The organism is Nocardia sp. NPDC058499, from assembly GCF_042719915.1.
In the GTDB taxonomy this organism is placed as follows: Bacteria; Actinomycetota; Actinomycetes; order Mycobacteriales; family Mycobacteriaceae; genus Nocardia.
This window is the reverse complement of record NZ_JBHXMZ010000009.1, coordinates 202091-224753: the sequence shown is the minus strand read 5'-3', so window position 1 is coordinate 224753 and position 22663 is coordinate 202091. Positions and strand designations below refer to the sequence as shown.

Annotated in this window: 20 protein-coding genes; 13 read left to right on the top strand and 7 right to left on the bottom strand. The window is 67.3% G+C overall.

The genetic code is table 11. The annotated features are described in order from the left end of the window. Positions 1–201: 201 nt before the first annotated feature. Positions 202–1863, bottom strand: coding sequence for a TlrC/CarA/OleB/SrmB family ABC-F type ribosomal protection protein (locus ACFWPH_RS25845; protein ID WP_378754804.1), 1662 nt, complete (start codon positions 1861–1863; stop codon positions 202–204). A 274-nt stretch (positions 1864–2137) separates the two neighbouring features. Then, positions 2138–3058, bottom strand: a complete 921-nt coding sequence (locus ACFWPH_RS25840) for an NmrA family NAD(P)-binding protein (protein ID WP_378754694.1) — start codon at positions 3056–3058, stop codon at positions 2138–2140. Positions 3059–3162: 104 nt separating this feature from the next. Here ACFWPH_RS25840 and ACFWPH_RS25835 point away from each other — a divergent pair, with 104 nt between their 5' ends. Then, positions 3163–3726: a TetR/AcrR family transcriptional regulator gene (locus tag ACFWPH_RS25835; RefSeq protein WP_378754693.1), complete on the top strand. Its 564-nt coding sequence runs from the start codon at positions 3163–3165 to the stop codon at positions 3724–3726. Between the two features lie 26 nt (positions 3727–3752). On the opposite strand, the gene ACFWPH_RS25830 is transcribed toward ACFWPH_RS25835, so the two are convergent. Then, positions 3753–4013 (bottom strand): hypothetical protein, encoded by a 261-nt coding sequence (locus ACFWPH_RS25830; protein ID WP_280418329.1) that lies wholly within the window; start codon positions 4011–4013, stop codon positions 3753–3755. 160 nt (positions 4014–4173) lie between these two features. Between ACFWPH_RS25830 and ACFWPH_RS25825 the strand changes: the two genes are divergently transcribed. Continuing rightward, on the top strand, positions 4174–5586 hold the full coding sequence (locus ACFWPH_RS25825) for an FGGY family carbohydrate kinase (RefSeq protein ID WP_378754692.1): 1413 nt from the start codon (positions 4174–4176) through the stop codon (positions 5584–5586). On the opposite strand, the gene ACFWPH_RS25820 is transcribed toward ACFWPH_RS25825, so the two are convergent. Continuing rightward, positions 5569–7044, bottom strand: coding sequence for a mannitol dehydrogenase family protein (locus ACFWPH_RS25820; protein WP_378754803.1), 1476 nt, complete (start codon positions 7042–7044; stop codon positions 5569–5571). The two genes, ACFWPH_RS25825 and ACFWPH_RS25820, sit on opposite strands and share 18 nt — an antisense overlap. A 250-nt stretch (positions 7045–7294) precedes the next feature. On the opposite strand from ACFWPH_RS25820, the gene ACFWPH_RS25815 reads away from it, so the two are divergent. Genes ACFWPH_RS25815 through ACFWPH_RS25795 form a run of 5 tightly spaced genes read left to right on the top strand, consistent with a single transcriptional unit; the run spans position 7295 to position 12622 of the window. Beyond that, the gene (locus ACFWPH_RS25815) at positions 7295–8287 is read left to right on the top strand and encodes a sugar-binding transcriptional regulator (protein ID WP_378754691.1); all 993 of its coding nucleotides are present in this window, start codon (positions 7295–7297) and stop codon (positions 8285–8287) included. Continuing rightward, positions 8284–9636, top strand: coding sequence for an ABC transporter substrate-binding protein (locus ACFWPH_RS25810; RefSeq protein ID WP_378754690.1), 1353 nt, complete (start codon positions 8284–8286; stop codon positions 9634–9636). The genes ACFWPH_RS25815 and ACFWPH_RS25810 overlap by 4 nt, the downstream gene beginning before the upstream one ends. 2 nt (positions 9637–9638) lie before the next feature. Continuing rightward, complete coding sequence (locus ACFWPH_RS25805; protein WP_378754689.1) at positions 9639–10604, top strand: carbohydrate ABC transporter permease; 966 nt, start codon at positions 9639–9641, stop codon at positions 10602–10604. Then, complete coding sequence (locus ACFWPH_RS25800) at positions 10604–11476, top strand: carbohydrate ABC transporter permease (RefSeq protein WP_378754688.1); 873 nt, start codon at positions 10604–10606, stop codon at positions 11474–11476. The genes ACFWPH_RS25805 and ACFWPH_RS25800 overlap by 1 nt, the downstream gene beginning before the upstream one ends. Before the next feature lie 33 nt (positions 11477–11509). After that, on the top strand, positions 11510–12622 hold the full coding sequence (locus tag ACFWPH_RS25795) for an ABC transporter ATP-binding protein (protein WP_378754687.1): 1113 nt from the start codon (positions 11510–11512) through the stop codon (positions 12620–12622). 128 nt (positions 12623–12750) lie between these two features. Here the strand turns inward: ACFWPH_RS25795 and ACFWPH_RS25790 are convergent, their stop codons facing one another. The 3 genes from ACFWPH_RS25790 to ACFWPH_RS25780 form a co-directional block, all read right to left on the bottom strand. After that, complete coding sequence (locus ACFWPH_RS25790; protein ID WP_378754686.1) at positions 12751–13329, bottom strand: DUF1707 domain-containing protein; 579 nt, start codon at positions 13327–13329, stop codon at positions 12751–12753. A 293-nt stretch (positions 13330–13622) separates the two neighbouring features. Next, positions 13623–14462, bottom strand: coding sequence for an alpha/beta hydrolase family esterase (locus ACFWPH_RS25785; protein ID WP_378754685.1), 840 nt, complete (start codon positions 14460–14462; stop codon positions 13623–13625). Between the two features lie 215 nt (positions 14463–14677). After that, positions 14678–15337, bottom strand: a complete 660-nt coding sequence (locus tag ACFWPH_RS25780; protein ID WP_378754684.1) for a TetR/AcrR family transcriptional regulator — start codon at positions 15335–15337, stop codon at positions 14678–14680. A gap of 242 nt (positions 15338–15579) precedes the next feature. Here ACFWPH_RS25780 and ACFWPH_RS25775 point away from each other — a divergent pair, with 242 nt between their 5' ends. The 6 genes from ACFWPH_RS25775 to ACFWPH_RS25750 all read left to right on the top strand — a co-directional run bounded on the left by ACFWPH_RS25775 (position 15580) and on the right by ACFWPH_RS25750 (position 22583). After that, positions 15580–16545, top strand: a complete 966-nt coding sequence (locus tag ACFWPH_RS25775) for a TauD/TfdA dioxygenase family protein (RefSeq protein WP_378754683.1) — start codon at positions 15580–15582, stop codon at positions 16543–16545. A gap of 71 nt (positions 16546–16616) precedes the next feature. After that, a complete protein-coding gene (locus ACFWPH_RS25770) occupies positions 16617–18182 on the top strand; it encodes an ABC transporter substrate-binding protein (protein ID WP_378754682.1) in 1566 nt (521 codons plus the stop codon). A 5-nt stretch (positions 18183–18187) separates the two neighbouring features. Next, positions 18188–19147: an ABC transporter permease gene (locus tag ACFWPH_RS25765; RefSeq protein ID WP_378754681.1), complete on the top strand. Its 960-nt coding sequence runs from the start codon at positions 18188–18190 to the stop codon at positions 19145–19147. After that, positions 19144–20019 carry an ABC transporter permease gene (locus ACFWPH_RS25760; RefSeq protein ID WP_378754680.1) on the top strand — a complete coding sequence of 292 codons (876 nt, stop codon included), beginning with the start codon at positions 19144–19146 and terminating at the stop codon, positions 20017–20019. The genes ACFWPH_RS25765 and ACFWPH_RS25760 overlap by 4 nt, the downstream gene beginning before the upstream one ends. Positions 20020–20044: 25 nt before the next feature. Further along, positions 20045–21700: a dipeptide ABC transporter ATP-binding protein gene (locus ACFWPH_RS25755; RefSeq protein WP_378754679.1), complete on the top strand. Its 1656-nt coding sequence runs from the start codon at positions 20045–20047 to the stop codon at positions 21698–21700. A gap of 199 nt (positions 21701–21899) precedes the next feature. Beyond that, positions 21900–22583 carry a TetR/AcrR family transcriptional regulator gene (locus ACFWPH_RS25750; protein ID WP_378754678.1) on the top strand — a complete coding sequence of 228 codons (684 nt, stop codon included), beginning with the start codon at positions 21900–21902 and terminating at the stop codon, positions 22581–22583. Positions 22584–22663: the final 80 nt, after the last annotated feature.

Below are 22663 nucleotides of genomic sequence, written 5' to 3'. Positions count from 1 at the left end.
GGCTCCGACCGGCTCCGACCGGCTCCGACCGGCTCCGACCGGCTCCGACCGGCTCCGACCGGCTCCGACCGGCTCCGACCGGCTCCGACCGGCTCCGACCGGCTCGGACCGGCTCGGACCGGCTCGGACCGGAGCATTTCACACCTGATGGTCCGGACCGGCCGGCTCGGGCGATATTTCACCGATCGAGCACCTCCCGGCTCATGCGATCCGGCCCAACCGGGCTTCCGGCGGCGCGGCACGCCCGCACACCCCGTCCCGAATCTCGAGCCGGGTGCCCTGGAAGCGTTCGCGTATCCGGCGGTCGTGGGTGACCACCACCAGTGCGCCCCGATAGCCGGTGAGTGCCTCCTCCAGTTCTTCCACCAGCGCCGGGGACAGGTGGTTGGTCGGTTCGTCGAGTAGCAGCAGATCGACCGGGTCGCTCACCAGACGCGCCAGCTCGATCCGCCGGCGCTGCCCATACGACAGGTCGCCGACGCGCATACCCAGGTCCTGCGGCCGGAACAGCCCCAGCCGCAACAGTTCGCCGGCGTGCTCCTCCGGATGCCACGGCCGTCCGGCGGCGAACGCCTGCAGCACGGTGATCTCCGTGGGCCAGGGCACCTCCTCTTGTCGTAGAAAGCCCACGCGGCCGGTCACCCGCACCGAACCGGTATCGGGTTGCAGTTCCCCGGCGAGCAGCCGCAGCAGTGTGGTCTTCCCGGCACCGTTGGGGCCGGTGATCAGCAGCCGCGCACCGGCGGCGAGGGATACCTCGCCGACCTCGAGCCGGCCGCACACCCGCACGCCGGTCATCTCGGCCACCGGCCCCTCCGGAACCCGTACGTGGCCGTCGAGGTCCGGGGTGAAATTCAGCGGGTCCGGCGGCGCGGCGACCGGGTTATCGGTGAGCCGCTCGAGGCGTTCTTTGGCGTTGCGGATCCGGCCGCGGGCGCCGTGGTCGCGGCCGCGCGCCCGGAACGGCCCCGCCGCGAACACCGCCAGCGGAAGTTTGCGCGGAATGGCATCCAGCCGCGCCACATTCGACTCCGCGAGGCGTCGATTACGGGCCAGTTCCTCCTTCCATCGCTGATGTTCCTCCGCCATCCGCCGCCGTTGCGCCGCTTTGGCCCGCAGGTAGCCGTCGTATCCGTCGCCGAACCGGGCGACCTGTCCGTCCGCGACCTCGAGCACCACATTCGTGATGCGTTCGAGGAAGACCCGATCATGTGTGACCGCGACGATGGTGCCGCGGTGGCCGCGCAGATACCGTTCGAGCCATGCCACCGCGATATCGTCGAGATCGTTGGTGGGTTCGTCGAGCAGGAGCAGTTCCGGCGCGGCCGCCAGGGTGCCCGCCAGCGCCAGCCGGGACCGCTGTCCGCCGGACAGGGTGCCCAGCAGGCGGTCTCGTGCGAGGCCGGGCAGCCCGAGCCCGGCGAGCGCGGTATCCACGCGCTGGTCGGCCTGATATCCGCCGCGCGCTTCGAACCGTGCCAGTAACTCCGCGTAACGGTCCAGCGCCGGTTCCAGCGGACCGTTAGCGCCCAGTTCCGCTTCCGCACTGCGCACACGCGTTTCCAGTTCGCGGATATCGGCCAGCGCCAGGTCGATCGCGTCGGCGACGGTCGCGGTATCCGGCAGTGCGAGTGTTTGCGGTAGGTATCCGATCCCGCCGGGCGCCGAAACGCGGACCTCGCCGTTGTCCGGCAGTTCCTGCCCGGCGAGCAGCCGCAGCAGTGTCGATTTACCGGACCCGTTGTCGCCGACGATACCGACGGTTTCGCCGGGCCGGATCGATAGCGAGACGCGGTCCAGAACGGTGCGGTCACCGTAGCGTTTGGTGATTTCGGAGAGGGTGAGTTGAGCAGCAGTGAGCATATGTCCTCCTGTTCCCGGCATATGGCCGTGATCACGGGAACCCACACGCGAGAGGAACCGGCCGTGCCGGAAGGCGTGGTGGGTGAAGAAACGCGGAGGCTCACTCATCTGCGGAGTGGCGCTCGACGTGTCGAGGGTGTGATTACAGGAAGAACAACAAAGTACCCATGAGACGGCCGACATTATCGGTGCGGGACCGGACTGTCAATCCCTGTGCCGATGCTCCGGGCGCGAAGGGCGGTCCGGCGGGGAAGCCACCGCTGCCGCTGGGGGTTTATGAGCTGCGCATATGCTGACGCGCCCAGCTCCCGAATCCGGTGAGCGGAATCCCCAGTGCCCGCGCGTATTCCGGCCGGGCGGGCTGGCCCTCGACGTTCATGAAGGCATGGGAGGCACCCATCGGGGGCATACCGGCGGCCACCGCCTGCTCCTCGGTCATATCCGGGGCGGCCAGCGGTGTACCGAGAGCTTCCGAGAGAACCTCGGCGATTTCGGTCATCGACAGATAGTCGCTCGCCAGTTCCAGTTCCACTCGATCGAATCGTTCCGGTTCGGCGACGGCCGCGGCTGCCGCCCGCCCGATATCGGCCACCGCGGCCAGCGACAGCCGCGTATCCGGTTTCAGGACACTCACCAAGCCACCGGAAATCCCACGGGGGAAGAGGAAGGCCATTTCGGGAAGGAAATTCTCCATGAAGAAACCCGGTTTGAGAATGGTCCAGCGGTCGAAACCGGCGGCGCGAACCTGCTCTTCGATGGCTTGTTTGGTGTTCAGTGACGGCGCGACCGCGTCCCAGCGACCCTCCGCCCAGCCGGGGATCTCGGTATGCCGACCGGCGCCGGAGACCGATGTGTGCACGAACTGCGATACGCCGGCGGCCCGCGCACCTTCCAGCAGGTTGACGGCCTGGTCGTATTCCCCGGCGAAGTCGAAACCGGATGCCGTCAGCGGCGCCTGCTGTATCGAGAAGACCGAGCGGGCACCCGTCGCGGCCCGGGATATCGAATCCCGGTCACGCAGATCGCCCGCGACCAGTTCGGCCCCCAGCGCGGCGACAGCACGCGCCGGCTCGGTGGCCGGATCGCGGACCAGAGCGCGGATGGGAATACCGGCCGCGAGCAGTGCACGGGCGGTGGCGCCACCCTGTTTGCCGGTGGCACCGGTTACCAGGACGGGCGCGGTTTCTTCAGGCATGAGTTCTCCTCCATCGCGGCGAAACACTAAATGGCGGGGCCCGCCGTTTAGCTTCCGCTAGAATACGGCGGGCACCGCCACTTAGCAATTCCGGGAGGAAAACGATGCCGGATCAGCAGCGCGCCGACGCCCGGCGCAACTACGCGCGCATCCTCGCGGTCGCCCAGGCGGAGGTCGCCGCCCACGGCTCCGCGGCCTCACTGGAGCAGATCGCCCGCACCGCCGGGGTCGGCTCGGCCACGGTGCGCCGTCACTTCCCCACCCGTCGCGACCTACTGGAAGCGGTCTCCCACGAACGGGTCGAGGTCCTGCGTGCACGCGCCGCGGAGCTGACCGGCGCCGCCGACAGCCGGGCCGCGCTGCTGGACTGGCTGGGCGATGTCGTGACCTACTGCGTCGAGGCCCGGGGCCTGGCGGCCGCACTGTCCTACGACCTCGAACCCGATTCGATACAGGAGAACTCCTGCGCGGCAACGATTCACGAGGCCGGCGACCCGCTCCTCCATCGCGCGGTCCGTGACGGGACGGTCACCCCGGACGCTACCATCACGGAGTTGATCACCCTCATCATCGGCATCACCCTGGCCACCGAATCCCTCCCCGACCCCGCCGACCGCGCCCACCGCCTGTTCCGGCTCGCCATCACAGGATTGAGTCCGCGCCCCTGAGCGCGGCGCCGGAACCCGCCCGGCACTCAACTCGACCGGCGCCGAACCTCCCGCGCACATGCCTGCGAGAACTCCCCCGGGTCGAACCCGAGTACCAGGGCGATCGCCTCCAGCGACCTACGCGACAGCTTTCCACCCCGTTCGGCATGCATGGTCGTCCCCGGCAGCAGGAACGCGGCATTGTCGAGCTCCAGGCAGGTGAGACCCGCCGCGCGGCGTTCCAGTGACAACTGTTCGCCGACCACCCCATCGGTGCCCGCGAACAGACCCAGGTCGTCCATGTCCACGCTCCCAGTGTGAACTGCGCACCTCCGGCACGGATGGTTTTGCCGAGGTCGCCGTAAACTTCCCACGCTGCGTTCAGGGCAGGTGGCCCGGGGCGCAGCAGCCCGTTCCGGGCGGCGCCGGCCCGGCCACGCGATCACGGCGGCCCCTACGCTTGACCACATGCCACTCGTTGCCGGTGTCGATTCGTCCACGCAGTCGTGCAAGATCGTTGTTCGCGATGCCGAGACCGGTGCGTTGCTGCGGCAGGGTCGCGCGGCCCATCCCGCGGGCACCGAAATCGACCCGGCGCATTGGTGGTCCGCCTTCGAGCGGGCGGCGGCCGCGGCCGGTGGACTCGCCGATATCGACGCCCTCTCGGTCGCCGCCCAGCAGCACGGCATGGTGCCCCTTGCCGAGGACGGCAGCTGTGTCCGGCCCGCCCTGCTGTGGAACGACACCCGGTCCGCGGCGGCGGCGCAACAACTCGTCGCGGAACTGGGCGGCGCCCGCGCGTGGGCCGAGGAGGTCGGTGTCGTGCCGCTCGCGGCCATCACGGTGGCGAAACTGCGCTGGTTCGCCGATAACGAGCCCGCGGCGGCCGATCGGACAGCGGGCGTCTGCCTCCCACACGATTGGCTGAGCTGGCAGCTGGCCGGCGCCGGAGGTATCGAGTCGATCGTCACCGATCGCGGTGACGCGAGCGGTACCGGCTACTACGCGACAGCCACGGACCGATACCGGCCCGATCTGCTCGAACTCGCCTTCGGCACCCGGCGGCCGGCGCTTCCCCGGGTCGCCGCCCCGAACGAGATCGCCGGCGCCGCAGCGAGAATCGCGTCCGGCGCGGCGCTGGGTCCCGGAACCGGCGACAATGCGGCCGCTGCTCTCGCCCTGGACGCTCGCGAGGGCGAGGTGATCGTGTCGCTCGGAACGTCGGGGGTCGTCTCGGCGGTCAGCTCAACCGTCGTCGGCGACACTTCGGGTGCGGTGGCCGCGTTCGCCGACGCCACCGGCAGGCAGCTCCCGCTGCTGTGCACTCTCAACGGCGCACCGGTGCTGGATGCGGTGGCCGGGCTGCTCGGTGTCGATCACGAGCGTCTCGCCGAGCTCGCGCTGAACAGTACGAGTGACGGCCTGGTTCTCGTCCCGTACCTCAGTGGTGAGCGCACACCCGACCGGCCCGCCGCCACCGGCGCAGTGCACGGACTACGCCTGGCCAACGCGACACCGGGACATTTCGCCCGGGCCGCGTTCGAAGGGCTGCTGTGCGGGCTCGCCGACGGTCTCGATCGGCTGCGCGCGCAGGGTGTGCGCACAGACCGGGTACTGCTCGTCGGCGGTGGCGCGCGTTCGCGGGCCGTCCGCGAACTCGCCCCGGCGATCTTCGGGATGCCGGTCGCGGTACCCGAACCCGGCGAATATGTCGCCGACGGCGCGGCCCGCCAAGCCGCCTGGGCACTATCGGGCGCGACCACCCCGCCACCGTGGCCTCGCCCGGCCGCCACGGTTCACGAGGCGGCACCGGCCCCGCATATCCGGGAACGGTACGAGGCCGTCCGCGATCTCACCGACGGTTCACCACTGCTCGGCTGAGGCCGCGACCGTCGCATGCGCGCCGTTCTCGTGCAGGGACCGCAATGCGGCCAGGTAGGGCGTGACGAAGGCCGGCTCGTCGACGAGCTCACCGAATACGCCGCGTTCGGTGAGGAACGCCGTGGGTTGCGCGCGCTGCCTCCGGGCCAGCGCACCGAGACGCTCCCGCAGCGGATCGACGATTTCGATCGGTTCACCCCGCTCGTCCACGCCCTCGGCATACCGGGCCCAGCCGGCGACCACCGCCGCCGCGCAGGTGATATCCCCACCATCGCGTAACCGGCTGCGCACCACCGGCAGCAGCCATTTGGGGATTCGGTCCGAGGAATCGGCGCACAAGCGGGCGATGGTATCGCCGATGGCGGGGTTGGCGAACCGTTCGATCAGGGTGCGCTTGTACACGTCCAGGTCGACACCGGGCACCGGACGCAGCGTCGGGGTCGCCTCGGAATCCATGTACCGCAACAGGAATCGCGCGAACACCGGATCCTGCGCGGCCTCGTGGACCAGCCGGTATCCGCTGAGGTAGCCGAGATAGCCCAGCGCCTGATGGCTCGCGTTCAGCAGGCGGAGTTTCATCAGCTCGTACGGCGCGACATCGGCAACGGTTTGGACACCCACCTTCTCGTAGGCGGGCCTGCCGAGGGGGAATTCGTCCTCCAGCACCCATTGCGTGAACGGCTCGGTCACCACCGGCCAACCGTCGTCGATCCCGTAGCGCCGCGCTACTTCCGCGGCTGTTCCGGCGGTCGAGGCCGGGGTGATCCGGTCGACCATGGAATCGGGAAATGCGCCGGTCCGCTCGACCCATTCCGCCAATTCCGGGTCGCGCAGCCGGGCGAACGCGGTGAAGACGGTCCGGGCGATCTGCCCGTTGCCTTCGATATTGTCGCAGGACATGATCGTGAACGGCATCAGTCCGCGCTCCCGGCGCCGGGCCAGCGCTTCGACGACGATCCCGAAGGTGGTAGCGGGGACGGCCCCGGGCGCGAGATCGGCGACGATCGCCGGGTTGTGCGCATCGAATGCACCGGTCGCCGCCGAGAAATTGTAGCCGCCCTCGGTGATCGTGAGCGAGACGATGCGGGTGCGTTCGTCGGCGAGTTTCGCCAGTACGGCCTCCGGATCATCGGGCGCATACAAATATTCCACGATCGAACCGACGACCCGGGTCTCCCAGGTGCCGTCGGGATGGGTGACCGACAGCGTGTACAAGCAGTCCTGTTCGCGCATGACATCGCGCATACGCCGATCGGAGGGAAGGACCCCGACCCCGCATATCCCCCAGTCGCGAGCCTCGCCCAGTTCTAGCAGCCGATCCAGATACATCGCCTGGTGGGCCCGGTGGAACCCGCCGACACCGAAATGCACGATGCCGGTTTCGATCCCGGATCGGTCGTAGGACGGTACGGAGACGACCCCGGCGAGTTTCTCGATCGCCGCGGCGCACAACCGCACCGGTCCGGAAAGCACCGATTGTCCTTGCATCGCATTCCTTTCCGAGCTTCCGGCACCCACCTGTCAAGCCCTCCGGCGGATTTCTGTTGTGTACGTCACAATCGGAATGCTACCTTGTGTGAGCACCCGTTCATGGTCTGATCATCTGCTCACGGATGTTCGGCTCACCGCGGCACCGCCGGGATGCCGCCTCGAGCCGGGTCCGTTCCCCGATCCGGCCGCCGACCGGCCCGCTCACCGAGGAGTGCCCGTGACCACCGAGCCGCCCCGTCCGCTCGCATCCGAAGATGTCCGGCTGGCACTGCGCGCGGCAACGCTCTACCACCTGGAGGGCGCCACCCAAGCCGAGATCGCCGCGAAACTCGGAGTATCGCGGCCCACGGCCGGCCGGCTCATCGCCCGGGCTCGCGCGCAGGGACTGATCCGTATCGAGATCAGCGTCCCGGACGAGCTGAGTGCGACCGTGCACACCGAACTCGAACGCGAGCTCGAGCAGATCTTCGGTCTCACCGAAGCCGTCGTCACCAATGCGGTACCCGACGGATCACCGGCTGGGTACTACGCGCTGGGCCGGGCCGCGGTCGGTGTGCTCGCGCGGCGACTGCGCGAACGAGACACCCTCGGCTTCACCTGGGGTCCGGAAACCGTCGCCGTGGCGCAGGCGCTCAAACCACGGTCCGCGCGCTGCGCGACTGTCGTCCAACTGGACGGGTCGATGACCACCACGAACTATCAGACCGGTGTCGATTTCACCCTCGGCACCTGCGCGCAGCTGTTGCAGGCCGACCCGGTCCGGCTGCACGCGCCGCTGTACGCCGACGCGGCGACGGTCACCGCGCTGCACAACGATTCGCTGATGAGCCGCGCGCTCGAGGTCGGCCGCAACGCCGATGTGATGATCTTCGGAATCGGACCGGTCTCCACCGCGACAACCCTGTTCGAGGGCAGCTACCTCGATACCGCCCTACTGGACGAACTGCGCAGACTGGGTGCCGTCGGCGAGATGGGCGGGCGGTTCTACACCCGCGAGGGCGCCGATATCGACAGTTCGCTCACCGCCCGCACGGTATCGGTCCCGCTCGACGCGGTACGCGCATGCCCGGCCGCCGTGCTGGTATCCGGCGGTGCATCCAAACATGAGGCGATTCTCGGTGCACTCAACGCAGGGCTGGCCGATATCGCGGTCACCGATATCGACACCGCGCGGTGGCTGGTAGAACACAAGGAGGCAGCGCCCCGATGAGGATTCGTTCGAAATATCTGGCCGCCGCGATCGCGGCAACGACGACGCTGACCTTGTCCGGTTGTGCGGGCGCCGGCTCCTTCGTCGGCGGCGGAGCCGATGCGGTGACCATCGCAATCATCTCGAACTCACAGATGCAGGACGCCATCGCCCTGTCCGACCGGTTCGAAAGCGAAAACCCCGGTATCGAACTCAAATTCGTTTCGCTCTCGGAAAACGAGGCGCGAGCGAAGATCACCGCATCGGTCGCCACCGGCGGCGGTGAATTCGATGTGGTGATGATCAGCAATTACGAAACCCCGCAATGGGCAGAAAACGGCTGGCTGACCAACCTTTCCGAATACGCCGCCCGGACACCCGGCTACGACGAGGAAGATTTCATCCCCTCACTGCGAGAATCGCTGTCCTACGAGGGCAGTATGTATTCGGTCCCGTTCTACGGTGAGTCCTCGTTCCTCATGTACCGCAAGGACCTGTTCGAACAGGCCGGCCTGGACATGCCGGCCGAACCCACCTGGGAACAGGTGGCCGGATACGCCGCCGCCCTCGACGCACCAGGTGAGACCTCCGGTATCTGCCTGCGCGGTAAACCCGGCTGGGGCGAAATGCTCGCCCCGCTCAACACGGTGATCAACGCCTTCGGCGGACGCTGGTACGACGAGAACTGGAACGCGCAGCTCACCAGCCCCGAGACGGTGCGGGCGGTGCAGTTCTACGTCGATCTGGTCCGCAACCACGGGCAATCGGGCGCCGCGACGAGCGGTTTCAGCGAATGCGCCACACAGCTCGCCCAGGGCCGCACGGCCATGTGGTACGACTCGACCGCCGCGGTATCGGTCCTCGAGGATCCCGCCGCGAGCCGGGTCGTCGGCAAGATCGGCTACGCCCCGGCTCCCGCTGCGGTGAAATCCGATACCGGCTGGCTGTATTCGTGGTCGCTGGGTATTCCGACCACCAGCGATAAACCCGACGAGGCCTGGAAGTTCGTGTCCTGGATGACCGATAAGGACTATCTCGAGATGGTCGGCAACGAACTCGGCTGGGAGCGGGTGCCGCCGGGTAGCCGGTTGTCCACCTATGCGATTCCGGAGTACGAACAGGCGGCCGCCGCCTACGGCCCACCCACCTTGGCGGCGATGGAAAAGGCCGATCCCGAGAACCCGACGGTCGAACCGGTCCCCTATACGGGCGTGCAGTTCCTGACGATTCCGGAATTCCAGGATCTCGGTACCCGGGTCAGTCAGCAGATCAGCGCCGCGATCGCCGGCCGGATCAGCGTCCGTGAAGCGCTCGAACAGGCGCAGCAGTATGCCGAGGTCGTCGGCGAGACCTACCGGGAGGCGCAGTAGCCATGTCGAGCACCACCACAGCAGAAGCTCCCCCGGCCGGCCCCGGGCCCGAAAAAGCGATACCGCCGCCGGGACGCCGCGCCGTCTCCCGCGCGGAAGGCTGGCGGCGCCGCGGTCCGCTGCTGCCCGCCCTGATCTTCATGATCGTCGTCACCCAGATCCCGTTCCTGGTGACGGTCTACTACTCGACCCAATCGTGGAACCTGGTGCGCCCCGGATCGCAGCAGTTCAACGGCCTGAACAATTACATCGACGTCTTCTCCGACAGTCAATTCCGCACCGTCGCACTGAATACGGTGCTCATGATCGCCGGTACCGTCGTGATCTCGGTCATCCTCGGACTGCTGCTGGCCTTGCTGCTGGACCGGAAATTCTTCGGGCGCCCAATCGTGCGCACACTGCTGATCACCCCGTTCCTGATCACCCCGGTAGCCGCGGCCCTGATCTGGAAGACAACGATGCTCGACCCCGTCTTCGGCCTGGTCAATTTCGCACTGCAGCCGTTCGGCGTCGGCGAGATCGACTGGATCAGCAAATTCCCGCTCCCGGCGGTGATGGCGAACCTGGTCTGGCAGTGGACGCCGTTCATGATGCTGCTCATCCTCGCCGGATTGCAGTCCATGCCCCGCGATATCGTCGAGGCGGCCCGGGTCGACGGCGCCGGTGCGTTCGCGATCTTCCGCGAACTGACCCTGCCGCATCTGCGCCGCTTCATCGAACTGGGCGCCGTTCTCGGCGCGATCTACCTGGTCAACACCTTCGACGCCGTGTACATGATGACCTCCGGTGGGCCGGGGGTCGCCAGCGCCAACCTGCCGTACTACATCTACCAGCGCGCGTTCCTCGGATTCGATATCGGGCAGGCGGCCGCCATGGGCGTGGTCACCGTGGTCGCGACCATCATCGTCTCGACCCTGGCGTTGCGCCTGATCTTCAAGAGTTTCACCGGGAACGAGGAGGCGGCCTGATGCGTACCGCTGCTACCGCATATATCGACGACACCGCGGCGACACCTGTGCGGCCCGCCCGGCGTCGCGCCCGTGACTCGGTGTGGGCGGTTCTTGCCTGGGTGATCGCGCTGGGTTTCTTCTTTCCCGTCCTGTGGATGGTGCTCACCGCCTTCAAGGAGGAAGGCGACGCCTACACCGACCCGCCGAAACTGTTCTTCACCCCGACACTGCAGCAGTTCCGCGATGTCCTGGACAGCGGTATCGGCACGACCCTACTGAATTCCGTTTTCGCGACCGGTATCTCGACCCTACTGGTCCTGCTGCTCGGGATCCCCGCGGCGTTCGCCCTGTCCCTGCGGCCGGTGCGTAAAACCAGGGATGCATTGTTCTTCTTCATCAGCACCAAAATGCTGCCGGTGGTCGCGGCGATCATCCCGCTGTATGTGATCGTCGGCGATATCGGGATGCTCGACAATATCTGGACGCTGGTCATCCTCTACACAGCCATGAATCTGCCGATCGCGGTGTGGATGATGCGCTCGTTCTTCCTCGAGGTTCCCGGCGAACTACTCGAAGCCGCGAGTATGGACGGCGCCGGCCTGTGGACCTCGGTCCGGGAAGTGATCCTGCCGCTGGTGTCCCCCGGGATCGCCGCGACAGCGCTGATCTGCATCATCTTCTCCTGGAACGAATTCTTCTTCGCGGTGAATCTGACGGCCGTTCAGGCGCAGACGGTCCCGGTATTCCTGGTCGGTTTCATCACCGGTCAGGGCCTGTACTGGGCGCAGCTCTCGGCAGCGGCCGTGCTGACCGCCCTACCCGTGGTATCGGCCGGGTGGATCGCGCAGAACAAACTCGTGCGCGGCCTGTCGTTCGGCGCGATCAAATAACTTCCCCGCCTTGCAGAATCAGGAGTAACCGTTATGGCCGAGATCTCGTACAAGAACGCGTCGTGCGTCTACCAGGGCGCCGACCAGCTCGCGGTCGATTCGCTGAATCTCGATATCGGCGACGGTGAATTCGTCGTCCTGGTCGGCCCGTCCGGGTCCGGGAAGAGCACGGCCCTGCGTATGCTCGCCGGGCTGGAGGAAATCGACGGCGGCACCATCACAATCGACAACGAGGATATGGTCGGTGTCGCCCCGAAGGACCGGGATATCGCGATGGTGTTCCAGAACTACGCGCTGTACCCGAACAAGACGGTCGGCGAGAACATGGGCTTCGCGCTCAAGATGCGCGGGATACCGCACGAAGAACGTAAGCGCCGGGTCGCCGAGGCCGCGAAACTGCTCGACCTCACCGAATACCTCGACCGCAAACCGGGCAAACTCTCCGGCGGGCAGCGGCAACGAGTCGCCATGGGTCGCGCCATCGTCCGCGAACCGCGCGTGTTCTGCATGGACGAACCGCTCAGCAACCTGGATGCGAAACTCCGGGTCCAGACCCGCACCCAGATCGCCGCACTACAACGCCGCCTCGGCACCACCACCGTCTACGTCACCCACGACCAGGTCGAAGCCATGACGATGGGCGACCGGGTCGCGGTACTGAAATCCGGCCGGCTCCAGCAGTTCAGCACGCCGACCGAACTCTACGACCGTCCCGCAAACGCCTTCGTCGCCGGATTCATCGGCTCCCCCGCCATGAACCTGTTCACCGCCGCCCTCACCGCCGGCGGAGTCGAGATCGGGGCGACCACCCTGGAGCTGCCCCGTGCCGCTATCACTGCTCTCGCCGGCACCGGGTTGGATACGGTCACTGTGGGGATCCGCCCGGAGCAGCTCGAATTGCGCCGGGACGGCACCGGCTTCGCCGTGGTCGTCGAACTGGTCGAGGAACTGGGCAGCGAATCCTACGTCTACGCACGCGGCACCAGCGGATCCAACCCCGCACCCAACGGATCGCCGATCACCTTCGTCGCCCGGTCGGCGACCAGGTCACCGGCGAAACTCGCGGAAAACGCGACGATGGCGGTCCACCCGGACGCCACCGTCCACCTCTTCCATCCCGTATCCGGCGAGCGAATCGGCGACTGACAGCGTGTCCGAGGTTGCCGGACACGCCCTGAGGGACGCTGGGCGGGTGCTGTAGAGCATACGGCCACCACAGGTGTGCCTCCGTGATCGGCTCGCGCACCCCTGGCCGCCGTGCGGACAGCAGACCATCAGTTCCGGTCCTGATCGCGTCCGGTCTCGAGCTGGCGGATCCGCTCGGCCGCCTTGCGTAACCGCTTCTTGCGCGCGGCGGCGTCGGATTCCTTCAACTCCTCGTAGATCTCCTCCTCGTCGTCGCTGAACCGCAGGACTACCCGGGGGATACTCAGGGTGACGATCAGCGACGGCCAGACCAGCCAGGCGTGGTCCCAGTCCACCACCAGCTGCAGAACGAGAAAAGCGACCAGTGTCGCCCCGATGATCAGCCAGTCCAGCGATTCGACCAGCGCACCCCGGCTACGCAATGTCGCGAGTTCGGCCTCCGCGGGACCCGCCGGTATCGCCTCCGGCCCGGCGGCAACCACACGCACTTGCCCATCCACATTCTCCAACGGGACGCCCCCCGGCAGCCCGCGAAACAACGTGCCGGCAGCCCCCAAGGTGCGAGCCACCGCGACCTCACCGGAGCGATCGTAGAACTCCTGCGTGCTCAGCCGGCCGGCCGCATAGTGCTCGGCCAGCACGTTGAGCGCGTGCAGCCGATCGGAATCGGCGAGCCTGAGATCATCGGACGGGACTTCGCCGGTCATAACGATTCTCCGAATCTCGGGGCAGCACAGGTATGCCGTCCAGTCTATGCGGGACAGAGTCCCCGCATCACCGGCAATACCCGCCGCCCGAGCACACTCCACGTGCGCGGCACCGGCCTGACCGCACCATCGGAGGTCGCCGTCGCAATACTGCGACAGGCACTGGTCGCATCACCTCCGACCCTGCCATCTGGTCCGGGGGCGCAGTACGGCGTGGCTGTTGCTCGGCTTCGAGCTGCGATAGGCCAGGCGCCGGCGAAGACACCTTGCAGAGGCCGGTGCCCGGCCGGGTGTCAGGGCAGTGGATGGTTCTGGAAGAGCTGCCATATGCGGTTGCGCAGGTCGACGCCCGGGTTGCCGCCGGGCCATCCGTGGCCGCCGGCCTTGTACTTGCGCCACACAACGTTGGCGCCCTGTTCGCAGGAATACCGAAATCCCTCGGCCACATCGGGTCCGGTCTCGGTCGCCGCATTGTTGCTGCAGCCGATGGTGCCGCGCCACTGGAGGTGCGCCGCGAAGACCGTAGGCTGGGTGAAGTCGTTATCGGCGGTGAAGAAGCCGAACGACAGCTTGCGTACCGGGACGCCGTCTTCGCATCCGCCGTGCGAGCCACCCGCATACATTGCGACCGCGCCCAGTTGCGGTGAAGCCGCGCATGCCATCCGGGAGGTCATCTGGCCGCCGTTGGAGTGGCCGGCCAGATGGACCCGTTTCGTGTCGACGCACCAGTTCGCCTGGATATCGGCGATGACGCCCAAGAGGAAGTCGACGTCGCGGCGGTCGCCGTTCTCGTAATACCAGCTGCGGTCATCGGGCCGGTTGGGATCGCCGATATCGTCCTTACCGCCCTGTGGGTAGGCGACGATGAACTTCTGTTGCCCGGCGAATCCCGTCCATCCGGATTCACGCTCATGCTTTCCGGGATTGCTACCGCCGCCGTGCAGGGCCACCAGCAGCGGCGCAGGACCGGTCAATCCATTCGGGACGCGGAGCAGATACGGCTGACCGGCGATCTCGCGGGTCACCGAGGTGGGTGCCGTCGAGCACGCTGCCGGTGCGCTGCCGTTCTCGCTCGGGGCGGGTTCGGCCGCGGCGACCGTCGCCGGAGTCGCCAGCGCGAATACAGTGCACACAACGGTCGCGGCTGCTCTACCCGCAGCTCTCGGTATCCAGCGGGTCAAGAGGAGGTGGCGCAACGGATACTCCTGTCGGACAAACTAATTGGACCTATTGCCGCCGGAGCCTATCGCCGCGTCTGCTTATTTTCGGCGGTTCGGGAGTCCCTTGTGAGGTTTCCCAGGACCGTCGCCCGATATATCGGTGGCCCGTGAGTTACCCGGACGGTCTGCTATGTCCGGATACCGTCGCGGATCAATCGCGTCTCATCGGACGCCGGTGCGTGCAGTAAACCGTCCCATGCATCGATGAGAGACGACAGCTCGCCTCGATCCGGCGCGGTGCCGGAGCGGTTGTAGCGGGCCAGGGTGTGCAGCACGCTCTCGTACACCATGCCGATCCGCTGCCGGCGCAGCTCTTCCGGCAGATCGTCGAGTGCAGCGTGCAGGGCGCGGTTCACCCCGAACCCACTCGCGGTCATCTCCGGATCGACGGAACCGAAGGTGCGCGCGAGGATTTCGGTTTCCATCAGCCGGTCGAGCAGGCCGACGTAGTTGTTGCCGTCGCGCAGCGTATTCGCCAGCGGTTGCACCATGATCCACAAGGCCGCGCGGGTTGTCGGTGCGCCGTCGCCCGCCCGCGAACTCGCGGCCAGCGCTTCCCGGTCGGCACTGATCGAGGGCAGCCGGTGCGCGAAAATCGCGCCCAGCAGATTCTCCTTGGAACCGAAGTAGTACCCGATCACCGAGGCGTTGTGCTGCCCGGCGGCGTTGCGGATATCGGCGAGGGTGACACCGTCGTAGCCCCGGCGCGCAAACAGGCGCTCAGCTGTTTCTATCAGGAGTACCCGGGTTCCTTCACCCGCACCGTAGCGGCCGCGTCTGGCGGTCATGGGCGTTCACCCTACCGCCCCGGCAACGGTTTCCGGCTCCCGGCCGGACCGCCGCTGAGCAGCGCGCTCGCCGCCCGGCCGCGTCGCCGGAGAACCCATTCCGCGTGATGCGCGCAAGCAAAGAATCATCAGGATCGCATTCATTATCAAATTAATGCGGCGCGATTACTTTGACATTCGGCCTGCTTTCCGGCCTGATCCGATCCGGGGCCGACCCACCGTTCGACCGTCAGGAGACCACCGTGACCACCACCGAGAGTCGTCCCGTCACCGCAGCCGATATCTACGCCGCCGGCGGTATCACCGTCACCAAGCTGGGCGAGAATATCGGCGCGCTCATCGAGGGCGTCCATATCTCCGGCGATATCAGCAGCGAGACCGCGTTCGCCATCCGCTACGCCCTGGCCACCAACAAGGTGGTGGTTTTCCGCGGCCAGCACCATGTCGACGACGACACCCAATACCGGTTCGCCTCGACGCTGGGCTCGCCGACCACCACACATCCGACCCTCACCTCCGAGGACAATCGGACGCTCGTGATCGAGGGCGCCGCGAACAGCTGGCATACCGATGTCACCTTCATCGACCGCATCCCGAAGGCGTCCATCCTGCGCGCCGTGGATATCCCGCCCTACGGCGGCGCCACCACCTGGGCCTCCACCACCGCAGCCTACGATCAGCTGCCCGAACCGCTGAAGGCGCTGGTCGAGAAGTTGTGGGCGGTGCACAGCAACGAATACGACTACGCCGGCGTCCACGCCGACCCCAAGGCCCGGGGTATCGCCGCCTCGAACCATATGCAGAACTTCACCCGCATCGTGTTCGAAACCGAACATCCGGTGGTGCGGATTCACCCCGAAACCGGTGAGAAGTCGCTGCTGCTCGGCCATTTCGTCAAAAACTTCGTGGGTCTGAAGACCTCGGAATCGGCGGCGCTGTTCCAGCTGCTGCAGGATCGCATCGTCCGCCTGGAGAACACCCTGCGCTGGGCCTGGACCCCGGGTGATCTGGTGATCTGGGACAACCGCGCCACCCAGCACTACGGGATCGCCGATTACGGCGACCACAAGCGCAGCGTGCACCGGGTGACGCTGGCCGGCGATATCCCGGTCTCGGTGGACAACGAGCCCAGCCGTATCCGCACCGGTGATGCCTCGCATTTCTCGATCGTCGATCCCGTGGATCGTTTCCCCGGATTCGACGCCTGATCCATCCGCTGCCCGGTCGGACCGGTTCCGCATCCGCGGGGCCGGTCCGACCGGCCTCGAAAGGACTTCCCGTGTTCAGCCGCACCACGTCCGTACGCGCCCTTCCGGTTCTCGCCCTGTGCCTGGCTGCGATCCTCGCCCTGGCCGGGTGCCGGTCCGCGGTGGACCGGGCGGGTTCCGGGGCCGGCGCGGAGGTCACCGAGGGTGGCGTGCTGCGGATCGGCGATGCCGGCGATCTCACCCCGGCCTCCCTGTACGCGGGTGCGCCGGCGCAGACGATGATCACCGGCCTGGTCTACGACACACTGATCACCTATCCCCCGGACAGCCTGGATGCGCAACCGGCACTGGCCGAATCCTGGCAGGTCGCTCCGGACGGCCGGACCGTCGATATCGAGCTGCGTGACGATGTGACCTTCCACGACGGCCGGCCCTTCACCTCCGCGGACGTGCAGTTCAGCCTCACCACCTACGCCGACCCCACTCGCGCCGGCCAGCTCGCCCGCACCGCCGCCTTGATCACCGGCTACGACACCGCCGACCCGCATGCGATAACGCTCGAACTCGCCCAGCCGGCCGGGAACATCCTGGATCTCCTGGAAATCGTCCCGATCATCGACCGCCACACGCTCGCGGATTTCGACACCGGCCGCGGTTACAACGGCACCGGTGCCTTCCGGTTCACGGGCTGGAAACCGGGTGTGTCGATGGATTTCGAGGCCAATGAACACTATTGGGGCGGCGCACCTCATCTGGACGGGGTCGAATACGTGATCGTGCCCGATCCACAGACCCGTATCTCACAGCTGCGCACCGGCCAGCTCGACCTGCTGCTCTCGGTCGCGCCGCGGGACGCGGACGCGCTGGCCGCCCGATCCGCGCTCCAGGTCGTGACGCAGACGGGAGTCGCGCACAACTGGTATCTCGGCGCGAATGTGCGGGCACCCGGGTTGAGCGATGTCCGATTGCGCCGGGCGATCGCGTACGCGGTGGATTCCGATCGTCTTCTCGGCGATGTCTACCAGGGGCACGGAACAGTCGCCGATCTGCCGTGGCCCGACTACTCCCCCGCCTACGACGCGAGCCGCAACACCACCTACGGCCACGATGTGGAGCGGGCCCGGGCGCTGGTCGCCGAAGCCGGTGAAATTCCGGTGATTCCGATCAGCTACACCACGGGTTCGCTCGATTCCGAGGCCGTCGCCCAGATCATCCAGGCCGATCTGGCCGCCGCCGGGATCGAGACCACGCTCCAGCCGATGGACTACCCGACCACCCTGGAACATCTCATCGGCGGCACTTTCGGCGGCCTGTGGATCACCGCCCACACCTACACGCAGTACACCCCGGTAACACTGCCGACCGGCGCCTTCCCGTTCAACGCGCACAAGAACACCTCCAACTTCACCGATCCGGACTATCTCCGCGCGGTCGAATCCGCGTGGCGCGCTGTCGATCCGAACAGCCGCGAAGCGCAGGACGCCTACCGGGCACTCAATACCGAACTGCTCGACAACGTCTTCGTGATCGAACTGTTCAACAAGGAGAACGAGCTCGCCATGTCGCCCGCTCTGCATGGTGTGACCTGGTCGAAGCGGTCCGAGCTCGACCTGAGCGACGCCTACCTGGGGAGCTGACCACATTGCTGAACTACAGTCTGCGGCGGATTCCGTCCGCACTACTCGTCCTGGCCGCCGGTTCGGTGGTGATCTTCACGCTGCTGCGGCTGGTCCCGGGCGATCCGGCACTGATCCTGGCCGGCCCGGATTCCTCCCCGGAAGCGCTGGCCGCGTTACGAGAAGAACTGGGGCTCACCGGCTCCCAGTTCGGTCAGTACTTCGCCTGGATCGGCGATATCGCCACCCTCGATTTCGGGCGCTCACTGATCCTGGGCGGCGATATCGGCACCCTGCTGCTCGACGCCCTGGGCAATACGCTGCTCCTCGCGGTGACCGCGCTGCTGCTGGCGATCGTGATCGCGTTCACCGCCGCCACCGGCTCGGTGATCGCCCGCCGGAAATGGCTCGACAGTGTGGTGACCGCGTTCGGCACCGTCGCGGTGGCCGTCCCCAATTTCGTCACCGGCACGATCCTGGTGGTGCTGTTCGGTGTGGTCTGGATGGTGCTGCCCGCGGGCGGTATCCCGCGCCACGGCTTCCTCGACGACCCGGCGATCTCGGCGCAGTATCTGATCCTGCCCGCAGTCTGCCTGGCCCTGCCGATCGCTGCGGCGCTGACCCGCTTCCTCACCGAATCATTGCGCAGCCAGCTCGCCGAACCGTATGTCACCACCGCCCGGGCGCTCGGCATTCCGCGTCATCGCATCGTGCTCACCCAGGTTTTGCCGAATGCGCTACCGGCCACCGTCACCGTGCTCGGCATCCAGATCGGACATCTGCTCGGCGGCGCCGTTCTGGTGGAGGCGATCTTCGCCTGGCCGGGACTCGGGCATCTGATCGAACGCGCGATCTCGGGCCGGGACTACCCGGTGGTGCAGGTGATGCTGCTGTTCTCGGTGGTCCTGTTCGTGGTCGTGCAGTTGATCACTGATCTGGTGAACGCCGCACTGGATCCGCGAATCCGGCTGGGAGCCACGGTATGACTCTGCACATCCGGCCCGCACCTGCGGACGAGGCCCCCGGAACCGACGAGAACGACCGGGACAGCCGCTGGGGCGCACTGCGCACCGGTCGCGGCCTGGCCGGGCTGATCCTGGTGGCGCTCGTGGCCGTAGCCGGGCTGCTCGCCCCCTGGCTCGCACCGCACGCACCGGATCAGCAGTTCGCCGGCGCCACCCTGAGCGGCCCGAGCGGTACGCATCCGTTCGGCACCGACTCGGTGGGCCGCGATATCCTCTCGCGCACCCTGTACGGCATCCGGATCGATCTACTCGTGATCTTCCTGGCGGTACCGATCGGCGCGGCGCTCGGCGCACTGCTCGGACTGGCCGCATCCCACTCCGGGCGCGTCGATACCGCGATCCAGCGGTCGTTCGACCTGATCCTCGCCTTCCCCACGATCATCCTGGCCATCGCCCTGACCATGATCGCCGGCCCAGGTGTGGGCACCATCGGCATCGTGATCGTGCTGGCCGAGATCCCGGTATTCGGCCGCCTCACCCGCACCTCGGTACTCACCGTGCGGCAGCTGCCCTATGTCGAAGCGGCCCGGGCACTGGGGGCCGGTGAGCGCTGGATCCTGCGGCGACATGTGTTGCCCAACTGCCTGGAGCCGCTGACCGTCCAGCTCGCCCTGGCCATGTCGGTCGCCGTGTTCATCGAAGGCGCCATGAGCTTCCTCGGGCTCGGTGTCACCCCGCCGACGCCCTCGCTGGGCACCCTCATCAAAGAGGGAGCCCAGAGCGCCTACCATTCTCCGTTCTTCGTGGTCGGCCCGCTCACCGTCGTGGTCGTGCTCGTGCTCGGCCTGCTGCTGATCTCCCAAGCACTCGCCGCCCGGTCCCGGCGGCAGTGACCCCACCGGCTCGAAGGAGCTTCCCGTGCCCACTCCCGTCCCGGCGTCCACCGCCCTGTTGACCGTCCGCGCATTAGGTCTCGCCTTCGGGCACAACCATCCCGCGGTCGACGGAATCTCGTTCGCGGTCGACCGCGGTGAGATCGCGGCCCTGGTGGGCGAATCCGGTTCCGGAAAATCCCTGACCGCGCGCGCGATTCTGGGGCTGCTCCCCGCCGGTGCCGCCGCCACCGGGGCAATCACCCTCGACGGTACCGATATCCTCGGCGCCACCGATACCGAGCTGAACCGGTTACGTGGCACCAAGGTAGCGCTGATCTTCCAGGATCCGCAGAACGCCCTCAACCCGGTACGCCGGGTGGGATGGCAGCTACGCGAGGCGATCCGCGCCCATCGCCGCATATCGGCGGCCGAGGCCGATCGGCTCGCCGTCGGACTACTCGACCGGGTCGAGATCCCCGATCCGGCCCGGCGGGTGAAGTATTACCCGCACCAGTTGTCCGGCGGGCAGAAGCAGCGGGTCGCGATCGCGCTGGCCCTGGCGGGCGAACCGGATCTCCTCGTCGCCGACGAGCCGACCACCGCGCTCGATGTCACGGTGCAGGCCGAGATTCTGGCCCTGCTCGACCGGATCCGCCGGCGCACCGGTATGGGGGTCCTGCTGATCACGCACAATATGGGTGTCGTAGCCCAGTACGCCGATCGTGTCCTGGTGATGCAGGCCGGCCGGATCGTCGAAACCGGCGATACGCATTCCCTGTTCGACGCCCCCACCCATCCGTACACCCGTGCCCTGCTGGACGCGGTGCCCCGGCTGCCCGAAGACTCCGGCGAGACGGCACCCGGCGCCGGGCCCGCCACGCCCGCGGTTCTCGAGTTCGACGCGGCCACCGTCACCTACCCGGCCCGCCACGGGCAACCCGCCTTCCGTGCCGTCGAATCGGTGAACCTCACCGTCCACTGCGGCGAAGTACTCGGCCTGGTCGGCGAATCCGGTTCCGGGAAAACCACACTCGGCCGGATCGCGACCGGTCTGGAACCGGTCACCGGCGGCCGGGTACTCGTCGACGGCCAGGAACTGGCTGCCCTGTCACCCCGCCGGTTGCGTGAACTACGCCGCGATATCGCGGTGGTGCCACAAGATCCCGCGACATCCCTCGACCCCCGGCTCACGATCGCCGCCGGCATTCGCGAACCCCTCGACGTGCACAAGGTGGGTACACCCCGCGAGCGCCGGCAGCGGGTCCTCGACCTCCTGGAGGCGGTACGCCTGCCCACCGCCTTCGCCGGCCGATTCCCGCACCAGCTCTCCGGCGGGCAACGCCAGCGCGTCGCCTTGGCCCGTGCCCTCGCCCTGCGCCCACGCCTGCTCATCGCCGACGAACCCACCAGCGCCCTCGACGCCTCCGTCCAGGCCGAAGTCCTGACCCTGTTCACCGATATCCAGCGCGACCTGGGATTCGCCTGCCTGTTCATCAGCCACGATCTGGCGGTGGTGCATCAGGTCGCCGACCGGGTCGCGGTGCTGCGCTCCGGATCGGTACTGGAGGTGGGCCCGGTCGACACCGTATTCACCAACCCGCGCCGGTCCCACACCCGCGCGCTCGTCGCCGCCGTGCCCTCGCCCGATCCTGCCCGTCGCCCGGTTCCGGCGACAGAGTTGCCCGCCGTCGCGGTGTGATCACCAGGGCCGCGTCGACGCCGTTGCCGAAGCCGGAATGCGCTCGGCGACCAGGGGCAGCTTCGATATCGGCGTGCGCTCCTGCCCCACTCCCGGGCGCGTGCACTCGGCGCCCCACCGGCGGCCGTCGCGACCACACTGTCCCACTCCGAGGCACGGCCGCTCGACAGTAGCGGCAATCGGCAGGAAGGATGAGCGGGTGGTCAGCCGCCGAGATCAGATCAAACGTGTTGCCGCCGGGCTGTTCGTCGAGAACGGAGTGGCGGGCACCAGCGTCCGGGATATCGCGGAGGGGGTCGGCATGCTGTCCGGCAGCCTCTACCACCATTTCCCGTCGAAGGATGCGATCGCGTTCGCGATACTCGACGATTTCCTGACCGATCTGAACTCCCGCTACCGCTCCGTACTGCCACATGTGAGCGGGATGCGCGAAGAGCTGCGCGCGCTCGTCTACTCGTCGATCGAGATCGCCGAGATGCATCCGTATGCCACCGAGATCTATCAGAACGAGATGTCGTACCACGGGCCGGGCGCGCCCGATGCGATCGCGGATGCGGTGCGTACGGCGCATACCTTCTGGATCGATGCGGCCACCCGGGCGAGCGCGAACGGGGAACTACGCGCCGGGCTCGACCCGGTCGATTTCGCGCGAATGCTGCGTGAAGGCGTGTGGTGGTCGATCCGGTATCACCGCGAACATCTGTCGGAGCGGCGCGACGAGGTGACCGACACCGTGGTGGCGGCTTTTGTCGACGGTGGTGCCGCCCCGGCGGACGTGGCGAGCAGCGGACCGGACAGTGCCGACCGGCCGATCATCGACCGGCTCGACCGGATCGAGCACCGGCTCGATGAGCTGGCGAAACGCCTGGTCGACGAGCCGTAGCCCGCTTCGTGCCCATGCTGCGCACAGGAACTTGTTGACAGAAGCAGTGGCACAGGCCACACTCTCAAGCGATCGCTTGG